Source organism: Nocardia abscessus (genome assembly GCF_015477775.1).
Lineage (GTDB): Bacteria > Actinomycetota > Actinomycetes > Mycobacteriales > Mycobacteriaceae > Nocardia > Nocardia abscessus_A.
The window spans coordinates 51251-65576 of sequence record NZ_JADLQO010000007.1; the positions used below are offsets into that span (position 1 = coordinate 51251).

Below are 14326 nucleotides of genomic sequence, written 5' to 3' on the forward strand. Positions count from 1 at the left end.
GCGGAGAAAGTGGCAGCGGAACCCACGCCGGTGCGCCAATTGCGCGCCGATCAGGCGCGGCGGGTGGCCGACATCCTGCGCCACCAACTGCACGCGGGCGCCTTCGACGGCGCGCTGCCGAGCGAACAGGAACTCGCCGCCGAATACGGCGCCTCGCGCAATACCGTCCGCGACGCCTTGGCGCTGTTGAAGGACGAGGGTTTGATCGACCGGGCGCCCAAGGTGGGCACCCGGGTGGCCACCCGCAAATACGACCACGGACTCGACGCGCTGCTCGGCTTGCAGGAGACCTTCAAGGGCCACGGCACCGTACGCAACGAGGTGCGCGCGGCGATGCACGTCGCCGCACCGCCCGCCGTGGCCCGCAGGCTCGGTCTCGCACCGGGCGAGCGCGTGGTCTACCTGGAGCGCCTGCGCTACCTCGCGGATCTGCCGCTGAGCCTCGACCTGACCTACCTCGTGCCCGACATCGGCACCGAGGTACTCGGCCACGACCTCGAGCACACCGACGTCTTCGTCCTGCTGGAACGCATCAGCGGCCACTCGCTCGGCTCGGCCGACCTCGCCTTGGAAGCGGTGCCCGCCGACCCGCACACCGCCTCCACCCTCGACGTCCCCGGCGGCGCGCCGCTGCTGATGCTGGAACGACTGACCCGGCTCGACGACGGCCGACCGGTCGACCTCGAGTACATCCGCATGCGCGGCGACCGCATCACCATGCGCGGCAGCCTGACCCGCAGCACTCCCGAATGGAAGGTCCTCTAGATGGCACTCGTGAATCAGCGCGCCGACATCCCCGTCACCATCGACGAGTCGCTGTGTATCCAGGGATGCACGCTGTGCGTCGAGATCTGCCCGCTCGACTCGCTGGCCATCAATCCCGAGAACGGCAAGGCCTTCATGCACGTGGACGAGTGCTGGTACTGCGGTCCGTGCGCGGCCCGCTGCCCCACCGGCGCCGTCACCGTCAATATGCCCTACCTGCTCCGCTGATCTGGAAGACCGATGAAAGCAAAACTCGTCCCCGCCCTGCTCGCCGCCGCACTCGCCCTGACCGGATGCTCGCTGGAGCAGACCGACGCCACCCCGGCCGGCACCGTCAAGGTGGTCGTCGGCTACCAGTCCAAGACCATCAACACCGTCACCGCGGGCACCCTGCTGCGCGCGCAGGGCTATCTCGAGCAGCGGCTACAGAAGATCACCGACAACGGCGGGGCGAAGTACCAGGTCGAGTGGCAGGACTACGACACCGGCGCGCCGATCACCGCGCAAATGGTGGCCGAGAAGATCGACATCGGATCGATGGGCGACTACCCGTTGCTGATCAACGGTTCCCGCACCCAGGTCAACGAGCGCGCACGCACCGCGCTGGTGTCGGTCACCGGGTACAACCCCAAGGGCGCGCTGAACATGGTCGTCGTGCCGAACGATTCGGCCGCCACCGGCATCGGCGACCTGGCCGGGCAGAAGATCTCCGCCAGCGTGGGTTCGGCCGGGCACGGCACCCTGGTGCAGGCGCTGTCGCGGGCCGGGATCGATCCGGCCAAGGGCGTGGAGGTGCTCAACCAGCAGCCGCAGGTCGGCGCGACCGCCCTGGAATCCCGCCAGGTGGGCGCGCTGTCGCAGTTCGTCGCATGGCCCGGTCTGGTGGTCTTCCAGAACAAGGCCAAGCTGCTCTACGACGGCGCCGAACTCGGCGTGCCGACCTTCCACGGCGTGGTGGCCCGGCGCGCGTACGCCGCCGATCACCCGGAGGTGCTCCAGGCGTTCCTGGCCGCACAACTGGACGCCACCCAGTTCCTGCAGGAGAAGCCGTTCGAAGCCGCGAAGATCGTCGCGGACGGGTCCGGACTGCCCCAGGAGGTGGTGTACCTCTACAACGGTCCCGGCGGAACGAGTTTCGACACCACGCTCAAGACGAGCCTGATCGCGGCGCTCAAAGGCGATGTGGCGTACCTGAAGTCGATCGGCGACTTCGCGGAGCTGGACATCGACCGGTTCATCGACGACGCGCCGCTGCGCAAGGCGTTCGCGGAGACCGGGCGCGACTACGACCGCGATTTCGCGTCCACTGCCAACCCGACCCGGGTCACCGGCACCGACCCCATCTGCGGCACCGCGGCGCAGAACCCCGCCCTGGCCGGTGAACTGTGGCTGGACGGCGCACCGACGCCGCAGCCGGCCGCGGACCCGAACTGCCTGCTGCGCGCGGTCCAGGCCGCGAAAGCGCAGGGCAAGACGATCCGCGCCGCCTACGTCCCGGATACCGAACTCGGCACGCGGTGGTTCGCCGACAAGTCGATCTGGCTGCGTGACGGCGCCGCCTACCTGCCCTTCACCACCGCTGCCGCCGCGCAGCGCTACCGGCAGGCGCATCCGTCCGCCACCGCGGTCGGCTACGACCAGGCCGTCGCGGAAGTACGCGGATGATCGGCGAACTCACCGCCCCGGCCGTGCCGGCCGCCGCGGAACCCACCGCGACCCGATCGGACGCCGCGCCGGCGCCGCGGTCGGCATGGCGCTCGCGCCTGCTGCGGGTCGCCTCGGTCGCCGTCGCGGTCGGTCTGTGGCAGCTGCTCACGGTCAACAACGTGCGGGCGGGCCTGCGTTTCGACACGCTGCCGACCGTCACCGAGATCGTCGCCGAATTCGGCACGCAGTTGCGCGCCGACCAGTACTACCTGGATATCGCGCAGTCGCTGCTGCGGATCGTCACCGGCTTCGGTCTGGCCGCGGTGGTCGGCGTGCTCGCGGGCATCGGCCTGGGCCGGTCTCGGCTGCTCGCCGACACCTTCGGCCCGCTGGCGGAACTGGTCCGGCCGATTCCGGCCATCGCCTTGGTTCCGGTCGCGATCTTGCTGTTCCCCAGCGACGAATCCGGCATCGTGTTCATCACCTTCACCGCGTCGCTGTTCCCGGTGCTGGTCAGCACCCGGCACGCGGTGCGGGCGCTGCCCACGATCTGGGAGGACGCGGTACGCACGCTCGGCGCGTCCCGGCTGGACGTGCTCGCGCGCGTGGTGGTTCCCGGCATCCTGCCCGGCGTCTTCAGCGGACTGTCGGTCGGCGTCGGCGTGGCGTGGATCTGCCTGATCTCCGCCGAGATGATCTCCGGGCGCCTCGGCGTGGGCTACCGCACCTGGCAGGCGTACACCATCGTGGACTATCCGGCGGTGTTCGTCGGCATGATCACCATCGGCGTCCTCGGTTTCGCGACATCGGGGCTGGTCGAGCTGGCCGGCCGCCGCATCACCCGCTGGCTGCCCAGGGAGGTCGAAGCATGACCACGATGATCGACGCACCGGCATCGACCGGAATGCGCCTGAGTCTCACCGGTGTCCGGATCGCCTTCGGCGGCGAACCGGTACTCGACGGACTGGACTTGGCGATCGCGCCGGGGGAAATCCTCGTCGTGGTCGGCAAATCCGGGTGCGGCAAGTCGACGTTGCTGCGCGCGATCGCCGGACTGCGTGTCCCGGAAGGGGGCGCCATCCTGGCCGACGGCGATCCGGTCACCGGACCCGCGGCCGACCGCGCCCTGGTGTTCCAGGACGACGCGTTGCTGCCGTGGCGCACCGTGCGGCAGAACATCGAACTCGCCCTGCGCCTGCGCGGCACACCCCGCGCCCAGCGGCGGGCCACCGCCCTGCACTGGGTGGACGAGGTCGGCCTCACCGGCTACGCCGACTACCTGCCCCGCGACCTGTCCGGCGGCATGCGCCAGCGCGTCCAGCTCGCGCGCAGCCTGGCCGCCGCGCCACGCGCCGTGCTGATGGACGAGCCGTTCGGCGCACTGGACACCCAGACCAGAGAAACCATGCAGCGCCTGCTCATCCAGACCTGGCGCGCCCACCCCACCACCATCGTCTTCGTCACCCACGATCTCGACGAGGCCCTGCTGCTCGGCGACCGCATCGCCGTGCTCGGCGGCGGCACGCTGCGGGCGCTGGTGCCGGCGCCCAGCCCGCGCGAGGCGATCGACCGGTCCGCGACGAAGGCCGAGATCTTGGAGAGACTGTGAACATTCCGCCGCTGTCGGAACGGATTCGGCTGGACTGCGACGTCCTCGTCATCGGCGGCGGCACCGCGGGCACGATGGCCGCGCTCACCGCCGCCGAGCAGGGCGCGAACGTGCTGCTGCTGGAGAAGGCGCACGTGCGGCACTCCGGTGCGCTGGCCATGGGCATGGACGGCGTGAACAACGCCGTGATCCCGGGCAAGGCCGAACCGGAGGACTACGTCGCCGAGATCACCAGGGCCAACGACGGCATCGTCGACCAGCGCACGGTGTACCAGACCGCGACGCGCGGCTTCGCCATGGTGCAGCGGCTCGAGCGCTACGGCGTGAAGTTCGAGAAGGACGAGTACGGCGAGTACGCGGTGCGCCGGGTGCACCGCTCCGGCTCGTACGTGCTACCCATGCCCGAGGGCAAGGACGTCAAGAAGGCGCTGTATCGCGTCCTGCGCCAGCGCAAGATGCGCGAGAAGATCCGCATCGAGAACCGGCTCATGCCGGTGCGCGTGCTCACCGACAACGGACGCGCCGTCGGCGCCGCCGCTCTGCACACTCGCACGGGCGAATTCGTCGCCGTCGGCGCCAAGGCGGTGATCCTGGCTACCGGACCGTGCGGCAGGCTCGGGCTGCCCTCCAGCGGATACCTGTACGGCACCTACGAGAACCCGACGAACGCGGGCGACGGCTACTCGATGGCCTACCACGCGGGCGCCGAGCTCAGCGGCATCGAGTGCTTCCAGATCAACCCGCTGATCAAGGACTACAACGGCCCGGCCTGCGCGTACGTCGCCAATCCCTTCGGCGGTTACCAGGTCAACGCCGAGGGCGAACGCTTCGTCGACTCCGACTACTGGTCCGGCCAGATGATGGCCGAGGTCAAGCGCGAGATCGAATCCGCCCGTGGGCCCATCTACCTCAAGGTCTCGCACCTGCCCGACGAGACGCTGAGCACGCTCGAAGGCATCCTGCACACCACCGAGCGCCCCACTCGCGGCACCTTCCACGCCAACCGCGGCCACGACTACCGCACCCACGACATCGAGATGCACATCTCCGAAATCGGTTTGTGCGGTGGACATTCCGCCTCCGGCGTGTGGGTCGACGAGCACGCGCGCACCACCGTGCCCGGCCTGTACGCGGCAGGCGATCTGGCGTGCGTGCCGCACAATTACATGATCGGCGCGTTCGTCTTCGGCGATCTCGCTGGAGCGCACGCCGCGTCCACCCTGGCGGAGGTCGCGGCCCCCGCCGAGCTGCCCGAGGACCAACTGGCCGACGCGCACGAGCTGATCTACCGCCCGCTGCGCCATCCGGACGGGCCGCCGCAGCCGCAGGTCGAATACAAGCTGCGCCGTTTCGTGAACGACTATGTGGCCCCGCCCAAGACGGCCACGAAGCTGGCCATCGCGGTGGAGACCTTCGACCGGATGCGCGGCGAGGTCGAGGGCATCGGCGCGCGCACCCCGCACGAGCTGATGCGCGCGGTGGAGGTGTCGTTCATCCGCGACTGCGCCGAGATGGCCGCCCGCAGTTCACTGACCAGGACCGAATCCCGTTGGGGCCTCTACCACGAGCGCGCCGACCTACCCGAACGCGACGATGTCGAATGGCGATACCACCTCAACCTGCGCAAGAACCCCGACGCAACCATGGCGTTCCTGAAACGGCCGGTGGCGCCGTACCTGGTTCCGGTGCCCGGACTCGACGACCTGCCCTCGGCCGATGCCGAAGCGGTGCCGGTGCACCAGCCGCACCACATCGCGGGCCGTGCGCCGCATACCGGCGTCGCCGCTGAGCACGATCGGGCCGGAGCCGGTGCTTCGCAGCCCGCGACTCCCCCGTCGCCCCGGATCGTCGCGCTGCTCGCGCTCGACGAGCCCACCGTGACGCAACTGTCGGCCTACCTGACGGATCCGGACGCGGGCGTCCGGGCCGCGGCGATCTCGGTGCTCACCGAGCACACCCCCGCGGGTTTCGCGACCGCCCTCGGCGACGCCTTGGACGACGAGGCGGCCTCGGTCCGGCGCGCGGCCGCGGCGAGCCTGCGCGAACTCGTCGAGGTATTGCCCTCCGCGGCCGGGCTTTCCGACCGGCTCGGTTCGCCCGACCCCATCGTGCGATCCACCGTGATCGATCTGCTGCGCGCCCTGCGGGCGGGCGAGTCGGCGCAGTATCGCGCCGCACTGGCGGACGTGGACCATCGCGTGCGCATCGAGGCGGTCCGCGCGTTGGTCTCGCTCGACGACCGCGACGGCGTCGCCACCGTGGCCGCCGACGCCAACCGGGAAGTCCGCATCGCCGTGGCCCAGGGTCTGGCCGCCATCGGCGACGGTGGCGTCGAGGCGATCCGGCGCCTCGCCGACGATCAGGACCCGCTGGTCCGCGCCGCGGCGCTGACCGCGTTCGCCCAGCTGGGCGCCGGTTCGGCGGATGTCGCGGCGCTGGAGGAGGCCTTGCGTCACTCGGCATGGCAGATCCGAGTTGGTGCGGCGCGCGGGCTCGCAGGCGCCGACCCCGACCTCGCGGTGCCCATCCTGGCTGTGACGCTGAACGATCCGCATCTCGACGTCCGGAAGGCGGCGGTGCTGTCGCTGTCGGCGTGGCCGGACCTGCCCACCGCGCACGACGCGCTGCGCGCCGCGATCGACGACACCGATGCCGACGTGCGCGCGTATGCCCGGCGAGCGCTGGCCAGCCAGCCCACGGCGTAGAGCAACATGGTTGCCGCAGCTCGAATAGCTGATTAGATTAGCGGCTCGACCGTTGCCGACTCGCTAGCCGGGTTATAGCCGGGCGGCGACGGGGCGGCCGACGACGAGTCCGTCGCCGTTCCTCATCAGCAGCGACGGGAGTATGGCGTTGACCTTGCCGAACTGGCTGGATCTCGCCGTGCTCGGCACCCTCGTGGCCGCCGCGGTGCTCGGCTGGCGCCGCGGCGCGATCGTGGGGCTGCCCGGTTTCGCGGGCGCCCTGGCGGGTGCGATTCTCGGCGCGGCGCTCTGCGCGGCGGCCCTCGGTCAGCTTCCCCCGGGCGCCGTACGGCTCCTGCTCGCGCTGACGGTGATCATCGGATTGGTCGCGTTCGGCGCGATCGCCGGGCACCGGGCCGGACGCGCCGCGCGTGCGGCGGTTTCCGATCCCGTCACGCGTCGCGCGGACGCGCTCTGCGGGTCCGTTCTCCATATGCTCGCGGTCCCCTTGGTGGTGTGGTTGTTCGCCGCGCCACTGGAATCCGCGACCTTGGTGCGCGATTCGACGACCGTGCGGACCGTCGACGAGATCGCGCCGTTCTGGCTGTCCGGCCTGTCCGAGGTGCTCACCGCGCCGATCGTGGACGCCGGGCTCGCCCGCCCGCTCGCGCCCCCCGATCCCGGCATCGTCGACGGGCCGCTGCCCGCCGAACTGCGGCCGAGCGTGCTTCGCGTCCAGGACCTCGCACCGACCTGCGGCGTGCGTCAATCCGGTTCGGGATTCGTCATCGCGCCGGAACGAGTGCTGACCAATGCCCACGTCGTCGCCGGATCCAGCAAGGTCTCCGTCGACGCCGCGAACGGGCCGCTCACCGCGACCGTCGTGCAGTTCGATCCGATCATGGACATCGCGGTGCTCGCCGTCCCGGGTCTCGCCGCGCCCGCCCTCACCGTCGCGCCCGAAGCCGCGGGGCCCGGCGCCGACGCGATCGCGCTCGGCTACCCGAGGGGCGGCTCCTACACCGCGTCCGCCACCCGGGTGCGCAGCCGAGCCGCGCGCCAGGTGCGCGACATCTACCGCACCGGTCTCGGCGAACGCGAGATCTACACGCTGGACGGCTCGATCCAGCACGGGAACTCGGGCGGACCGCTCGTCGACCGCGACGGCCGCGTGCTGGGCATCGTGTTCGGTGTCGACGAGAACGACAGCAACGTCGGGTTCGCCACGAGCCTGCCGGAGGTGCTCGATCGTCTCGACCACGCATGGCGATCCGACCGGGCCGTCGACACCGGCCCCTGCGCCTCCTGACCGCCGTCAGGAAGCGTCGGCGACGATCACCACACCGCTCGACGCGTCGAGCAGCGGAATCGTCCGCTCCGCGGCATCATCGACGTGCACACGCGGATGCGGGGGAAGTTCGGTCTGGAAATAGGTTCCCGGCCCGTAGAACTGGCCGTACTTCACCACCACGCCGTCGAAGTCGAGCACGGCCGCTTCGTGCTCCTGGATCACCGCGCCCCGGCCCGCCGGCGGCTCCCAGGCGATGCTCTGCGCCAGGAAGCGCTTGGCATCGGCCGCCCGAGCGGCGGCGATCAAGTTACGGGTGCCCTCGGTGCGAATACGCGCGTTCGCCTCGGCGCGCTCCGGCAGCAGCGCCGCGTCGTCCGGCAGGTCGGTGAGCTGATGCATCACCATTTCCGAGCCGAACCCGACCACGGCGGCGATCAGGGCATCCGCGTCGTAGACGTCGCACACCACCGGCTGCGCGCCCGCCGCCCGCAACTGGTCGACCTTCGCCGTCGACCGGGTCATCCCCGCGACCTCATGCCCCGCCTCGATCAGCAGCGGAAGCAAGCGGACTCCGATCACGCCGGTCGCACCGGCCAGGAAGATGCGCACTCGATTGATTCTGCCGTGCCTGCGGCACGGCGTGTTCGCGGGGCTCTGTTTGTTTTTCCAGCGCCTGCGGCGCTGGGTGTTCGCATGCTCGGTCTCGCTTCGCTCGAAACCCGGGGCGGAGGTGCGCTGGTGGAGTGGGTGCGAGACCTCGCTGTCGGGGCGCGCGATCAGCTTGCGGGCGGGGCATGATCTGTCGCGGTGGTGGCCTGAGTTGTCTCGATTTGTGCGCTGGCGTGGTTCACCGACGCCGCCCGCGATCCCGCGTGCGCCGTGCCGTGCCGTGCGGACGTTGTCCATCGGTCAACCAGATTCGCCGCATCGGCTCGGTCGCGCTCGCAAACGGCAGGCGCGGCGGCGGTCGCTTGTCGGCACGCGGCGCACTGCCCACAGGCGGGGGCAGTCGCTGGGCCGCAATGATTCTCGTCGCTCCGACGCGCCATCGTGTGACGGCAGGTGCGGCACAGCAGATCAAGCGCAGTTCACCCAGGCGGTCACCGCATTGCCGTCCACCGCGTATTCGATCCCGCGGGCGGTCAGCATGCGCAGCACGGCTGCGTTGTCCGCCGTCGTGCTCACCAAGAGCTTCGCGTAGCCCTCGGCGGTCGCCCGCTCGATCAGTGCGCTGAACACCGCGGTGGCGATGCCTGCTCCCCTGCGGGAACGACCGATCCATACTCCGGCCTCGGCGGCGCCCGGCGCGGCGGGGAGCGGGCACAGTCGTGCCGCTCCGACCACCTCGCCGTCCGCTCGGATGCCGTAGGTCGACTCGATCGGCGGACTCGCCAGCGCCCGGCTTCGGTGGAATGCCAGGAAGCCGGCTTCCCGTTGGGCATTCCAGCCGCTACCGGGCCCTTCGACCGGCATCACCTCGCCGGGCTCCGCGTCTGCCACCGCCGCGTGCAGCAGATCGGTGAGCAACTGCTCGTCGAGCGGTTCCAGGGTGACATGGGCGGGCACAGCGCCGATCCTGTCACCCGGCACGGTCGCGGGCGACCGGTTTTCCGGCGGCTCAGACCGGGGTGATCGGCAGACGCAGTGCGCCGGGCGCGGCGACCGGAACCACCGGGTTCTTCGGTTCGATCGACGCGAGCCTGCGGTAAGCCGTGCCCAGGGGCGGGCGCTGGTCGTCCTCGCCTTTGTTCGGCCACAGCGCCATCGCGCGTTCGGCTTGGGCGGTGATGGTCAGCGAGGGATTCACGCCCAGGTTCGCCGAGATGGTCGAGCCGTCGGTGATGTGCAGGCCCGGGTGTCCGTAGACCCGGTGGTACGGGTCGACGACGCCGGTCGCGGGCGAGTCGCCGATCGCGCAGCCGCCGATGAAGTGGCCGGTGATCGGAATGTTCATCAGATCGGTCCAGGCGCCCTGCGGGAGGCCGTCGATCTTCTCCGCGATCCGCCTGGTCACCTCGTGGCCTTCCGGAATCCAGGTCGGCGGGGCGGCGCCATCGCCCGGCTTGGTCGTCATGCGCCTGCCGAACAAGCCGCGCTTGGTGTAGGTCACGATCGAGTTGTCGACGTTCTGCATGACGAGCACACCGACCATGCGCTCGGACCAGTGCCGCGGATTGTGCAGCCGATGAAGGTTGCGTCGCTCCGCGATGAGCGTTTTCACGCCGAGCAACCAGCGAGCCTTGCCCTCCTGACCGTCCACCAGCACCGTGGTCAGCAAACCCATCACGTTGCTGTTCTTGCCGTAGCGGACCGGCTCGACATGTGTGTGGTCGTTGGGGTGGATGGACGAGGTGATCGCGACGCCTTTGGTGAAGTCGGTGTCCTTGCGCAGCGACCGCGCGGCGAGCACCGCTTCGGAGTTGGTGCGGGCCAGGTATCCGAGACGCGGCGAGACATGCGGCAAGCTGCCTTTCTCGCGCAGCCGGTGCAGCAGCGTCTGGGTGCCGAGCGCCGCGGCCGCGAAGATCACCTGGTCCGCGGTGAACGTCTGCTTCGTCTTGCGCACCCACCTGCCGGTGCGCACGGTCCGCACTGCGTAGCCGCCTTCGGGACGCGGCCGCACGTCGGTCACGGTCGTCAGGGGATGCACTGTGGCTCCGGCTTTCTCGGCCAGATAGAGGTAGTTCTTCACCAGCGTGTTCTTCGCGCCGTGACGGCAGCCGGTCATGCACTCACCGCAGTGCGTGCAGGTCGAGCGCGACGGGCCGACTCCGCCGAAGTACGGGTCGGCGACCTCCTGGCCCGGCCGGGAATCGCCGTCCGCGAACAACACGCCCACCGGGGTGCGGCGGTAGGTGTGGCCGATGCCCATGTCCTCCGCGACCTCGCGCAGGATCCGGTCCGCCGGGGTGGTCGCCGGGTTCTCGGTGACGCCGAGCATTCGTTTCGCCTGGTCGTAGAACGGCGCCAGCTCCGCGCGCCAATCGGTGATGTGCGCCCACTGCTTGTCGCGGTAGAACTTCTCCGGCGGCTCGTAGAGCGTGTTGGCGTAGACCAGCGACCCGCCGCCGACCCCGGTCCCGCTCATGATGAAGGTGTCGTTGAGCAGCGTCAGCCGCTGGATGCCGTAGCAGCCGAGTTTCGGCGCCCACAGGTACTCGCGCAGATGCCAGGAATTCTTCGCGTACTCGTCGTCGGCGAACCGACGGCCCGCCTCGAGCACGCCGACCCGGTATCCCTTCTCGGTCAACCGCAGCGCGGCAACGCTGCCGCCGAAGCCGGATCCGATGACGAGCACGTCGTAGTGGCTGTCCATGTACTCGAGCGTATGGCGGCAAACGCGCAGGCCGGACGAGAGATACGGACGCGATATCGAGATTTCCGGCCATCTTCGCCCCTGGCCGCCACCGCGACGAGCAACCGGCCGGGAAACTCCGGCGGCCACTCGTATGCTCACTGCGTCGCGTCCAGCGAGAGGGAGAACCGGTGACGGATCGCGAAGTACTGACCTGGGAGTCGTTCGGCTCCGCCAGCCGGGAACTCGCCGCGACCATCGCGGCGGACGGTTTCGAACCCGACCTCATCCTGTCCATCGCCCGCGGCGGACTGTTCGTGGCGGGCGCGCTCGGCTACGCGCTGGAGGTGAAGAACCTGCACGTGATGAACGTGGAGTTCTATACCGGCGTCGACCAGCGCCTGGATCTGCCGGTGATGCTGCCGCCGGTGCCGCAGGCGGTGGACCTGGCCGGCGCCACCGTGCTCGTCGCAGACGACGTGGCCGACACCGGAGCCACTCTGAAGCTGGTCCGCGACTTCTGCTCCGGCAAGGTGGCCGAGGTGCGCTGCGCGGTGATCTACCAGAAGCCGTGGTCGGAGGTGGACAGCGAGTACGTCTGGCGGCGCACCGACCGGTGGATCAACTTCCCGTGGTCCACCGAGCCACCGGTGGTGCAGCGCCGCCCGCGCGTGCTCGACGCGTAATCGACGGCACGGCCGCCGGAAATCGCTCGGCGGCTGGAGCCGCTCGCAGACAGCGAAGCCGGCAGGCAGTGCGGAGCACCGCCGGGACAACCGGGGCGGGCGACAGGGGCCGACCTTCGACCGGCCGGGCGGGCTCCGCACTTTCGGATCAGCTCAATTGCCCTGCGCCACAACCACTCCGCCGCTCGGACAGCACCGCCTCCAGGCGTTCACCGAGTGCGTTGACCTGGTCGCGCAGCTCGATGACCGCGGTGACGGGATAGCCGACCTCGCCCAGCACCGAAACGATCATCGACCTGGCTTCCCTTTGCAGCGCATCGCCCGCCTCCGTGGAGCGCAGCTCGACCGAGCGGCGGTCGTGCGTGCACCGGACGCTCTCGACCAGTCCTCGCGACTGGAGGCGCTGGATCAGCGGCGAGACGGTGCCGTAGTCCAGGCGTAGCTGCTCGCCCAGTTCCTTCATGGTCATCCCCGGCCGCTCCCAGAGCGCGAGCAGGGCGATGTACTGCGGGTAGGTGACCTCCATCGCGTCCAGAAACGGCCGGTACGCCGCGGTCATCGCGCGCGAGGTGGAGTAGAGAGCGAAGCACAGCTGATCTGCGAGCGCGAGCAGATCGCGCTCCGCTGCTCTCGCGGTGGCGGGCGCCCCGGCCGGGTCGACACGCACCGCTGGAGATGGATGCGCTACATCGGACATCAGGACACCCTACTGGAGCGAATCCGCCACCGAGACCGGCGCTATCCGAGGAGGGACCGGGCGACCTCTGACGAGGGGTGAGCGGTGCTGTGGCGGGGAGACGACATCACAATCGGTCGTCGAGATCGGCGAGGGCAGCCGCTAGATGCAGATTGTCGACGGCCCACAGTGCGCTCGCCGCGGACGGGTGCAGGCCCGACTTGGAGCAGGCATCCAGTAGCCGGATGTGCACAGCCCACGTCAGCAAGGGAGGTTCGGACAGCAAGGGCAGCAGCGGGTCGATGCGGTCGCCCAGTTGGGATACAGCCTCGACGCGGATGTTCTCCCGAAGATCGGTGCGCGCCAGCTCGATCAGCCGGTCGTCGAGCTCGCGGGGTGGCGTATGGGCAGCGCAGGTGGCCAGCGCCTCGTAGCCGCGGGTACCGGCGACCTCGCCGGAGGCGACCAGATCCCAAGTGAGCGTGGCAATCTCACGGGACGGTGGCACAAACCGCAGGTAGTAGACCGCGGACTTGCGGACCCCCGGTTCCGGATCATGGGCGAGCGCGAGCAGCGGATCCACCTCATGCCAGGTCGACAGGATGGGGCAGCACAGTACCCGCACCTGCGGGTCCGGATGGCCGGACAGAAAAGCGGCGAGGCCGGGGCGGTCGGCCGCAGGCACACCGGTCCAGTCGTAGCGGCGCAGCGCGTCCAGTTTCGCCGCCCACGGGCCGTCGAGGTCGGAGTACGTGGCGAAGATCTCCGCTGCCGTTGGCACGGATTGCTCGGGCCGGCCGGGTACCGACGGCCCAGACGACGGCGGAGTATCGAGCTCGGGCGGCCCGAGCAGGTCGGTGACGGGGGCGATCCAGTGCCGGATCCGTAGTTGCTCGCGCTCGAAATAGACGAGCATGTCAGCCTTGGAATCCTGTGCGGCGACGGCCCTTTCGCCATCGCCCTGAGCGATCTCGTGCAGCAACCGCAGCGTGGCCCTGCTGTGGTAATAGCGCAGCGTGTCGATCGCGGCGCAGGCCACGTCGGTGTCGCTGTCGGCGGCGGCGCGGTGCAGGGCCGGTTCGGCGGCCACCGGTTCGTCCCAGCGCAGGACGTCGGCCGCGGTCCACCGCACCCCGGGGTCGGGGTGGTCGAGACCCTGGATCTTGTACTGCTGCCAGCGCGGTTCCTCGAAGCAGAACTCGATTCCGGTCAGCGCGTGCCGGTGCAGCAGGTGGTGCGGATCGCGCGCCACCGGTTCGAGCAGATCGGCCTCGCTGCGTTCGGCCTGCCGCAGCACACAGGCGCGGACCAAGTCATCGCCGGTGTTCCACCAGGCGCGCAGGTCGGCACCCTGCGGGCACATCGCCGCGTTCTCCAGCACCTGCAGCGCCGCCAGCCGCACCTCGGCCGGATGGTCCCGGTCGCGGCCGATCCCGGCCAGGGGCGCCATTGCGCGCGGGTCGCCGAGTCGCCCGAGCGCATCCCCGATCCGCTCCCGCTCCAGCCCGCCGACACCGGGATCGGCCAGCTTCCGGATCAACTCGAATGTCGCCGACCGATCCTGTTGCTCCGCGATCCGCGCCAGCTCCCCTACTACCTGCACTCGCCCATCCTTGCCGAGTTACCCCTGCTCGAGCTACCGCGGCGAAGCGGCGGTCGACCAGGCCCGGATG

Annotated in this window: 13 protein-coding genes; 8 read left to right on the forward strand and 5 right to left on the reverse strand. The window is 70.0% G+C overall.

Features of this window, described 5'->3' with window-relative positions:
- Positions 1–9: 9 nt before the first annotated feature.
- From IU450_RS19255 to IU450_RS19285, 7 genes are all read left to right on the forward strand, one after another.
- Entirely contained in the window at positions 10–765 is a 756-nt protein-coding gene (locus IU450_RS19255) for a GntR family transcriptional regulator (RefSeq protein WP_043690139.1), read from the forward strand.
- Positions 766–993: a 4Fe-4S dicluster domain-containing protein gene (locus IU450_RS19260; RefSeq protein WP_039797742.1), complete on the forward strand. Its 228-nt coding sequence runs from the start codon at positions 766–768 to the stop codon at positions 991–993.
- Positions 994–1005: 12 nt separating this feature from the next.
- The gene (locus IU450_RS19265; RefSeq protein ID WP_195151146.1) at positions 1006–2430 is read left to right on the forward strand and encodes an ABC transporter substrate-binding protein; all 1425 of its coding nucleotides are present in this window, start codon (positions 1006–1008) and stop codon (positions 2428–2430) included.
- The gene (locus IU450_RS19270) at positions 2427–3284 is read left to right on the forward strand and encodes an ABC transporter permease (RefSeq protein ID WP_195151147.1); all 858 of its coding nucleotides are present in this window, start codon (positions 2427–2429) and stop codon (positions 3282–3284) included. The genes IU450_RS19265 and IU450_RS19270 overlap by 4 nt, the downstream gene beginning before the upstream one ends.
- On the forward strand, positions 3281–4021 hold the full coding sequence (locus IU450_RS19275) for an ABC transporter ATP-binding protein (protein ID WP_195151148.1): 741 nt from the start codon (positions 3281–3283) through the stop codon (positions 4019–4021). Before IU450_RS19270 ends, IU450_RS19275 begins: the two co-directional genes overlap by 4 nt.
- Positions 4018–6726 carry a fumarate reductase/succinate dehydrogenase flavoprotein subunit gene (locus tag IU450_RS19280; RefSeq protein ID WP_195151149.1) on the forward strand — a complete coding sequence of 903 codons (2709 nt, stop codon included), beginning with the start codon at positions 4018–4020 and terminating at the stop codon, positions 6724–6726. Before IU450_RS19275 ends, IU450_RS19280 begins: the two co-directional genes overlap by 4 nt.
- A 148-nt stretch (positions 6727–6874) precedes the next feature.
- Entirely contained in the window at positions 6875–8014 is a 1140-nt protein-coding gene (locus IU450_RS19285) for a MarP family serine protease (RefSeq protein ID WP_195151150.1), read from the forward strand.
- A gap of 6 nt (positions 8015–8020) precedes the next feature.
- Here IU450_RS19285 and IU450_RS19290 read toward each other — a convergent pair whose 3' ends face one another.
- The 3 genes from IU450_RS19290 to IU450_RS19300 form a co-directional block, all read right to left on the reverse strand.
- On the reverse strand, positions 8021–8605 hold the full coding sequence (locus IU450_RS19290; protein WP_195151151.1) for an NAD-dependent epimerase/dehydratase family protein: 585 nt from the start codon (positions 8603–8605) through the stop codon (positions 8021–8023).
- Positions 8606–9073: 468 nt separating this feature from the next.
- On the reverse strand, positions 9074–9562 hold the full coding sequence (locus tag IU450_RS19295; RefSeq protein ID WP_324197731.1) for a GNAT family N-acetyltransferase: 489 nt from the start codon (positions 9560–9562) through the stop codon (positions 9074–9076).
- A 52-nt stretch (positions 9563–9614) separates the two neighbouring features.
- Positions 9615–11312 carry an FAD-dependent oxidoreductase gene (locus tag IU450_RS19300; RefSeq protein WP_195151152.1) on the reverse strand — a complete coding sequence of 566 codons (1698 nt, stop codon included), beginning with the start codon at positions 11310–11312 and terminating at the stop codon, positions 9615–9617.
- Positions 11313–11482: 170 nt separating this feature from the next.
- On the opposite strand from IU450_RS19300, the gene IU450_RS19305 reads away from it, so the two are divergent.
- On the forward strand, positions 11483–11977 hold the full coding sequence (locus IU450_RS19305; RefSeq protein ID WP_195151153.1) for a phosphoribosyltransferase: 495 nt from the start codon (positions 11483–11485) through the stop codon (positions 11975–11977).
- A 148-nt stretch (positions 11978–12125) separates the two neighbouring features.
- On the opposite strand, the gene IU450_RS19310 is transcribed toward IU450_RS19305, so the two are convergent.
- The gene (locus tag IU450_RS19310) at positions 12126–12674 is read right to left on the reverse strand and encodes a MarR family winged helix-turn-helix transcriptional regulator (RefSeq protein WP_195151154.1); all 549 of its coding nucleotides are present in this window, start codon (positions 12672–12674) and stop codon (positions 12126–12128) included.
- A 106-nt stretch (positions 12675–12780) separates the two neighbouring features.
- Complete coding sequence (locus IU450_RS19315) at positions 12781–14256, reverse strand: HEAT repeat domain-containing protein (protein WP_324197732.1); 1476 nt, start codon at positions 14254–14256, stop codon at positions 12781–12783.
- Between the last annotated feature and the right edge of the window lie 70 nt (positions 14257–14326).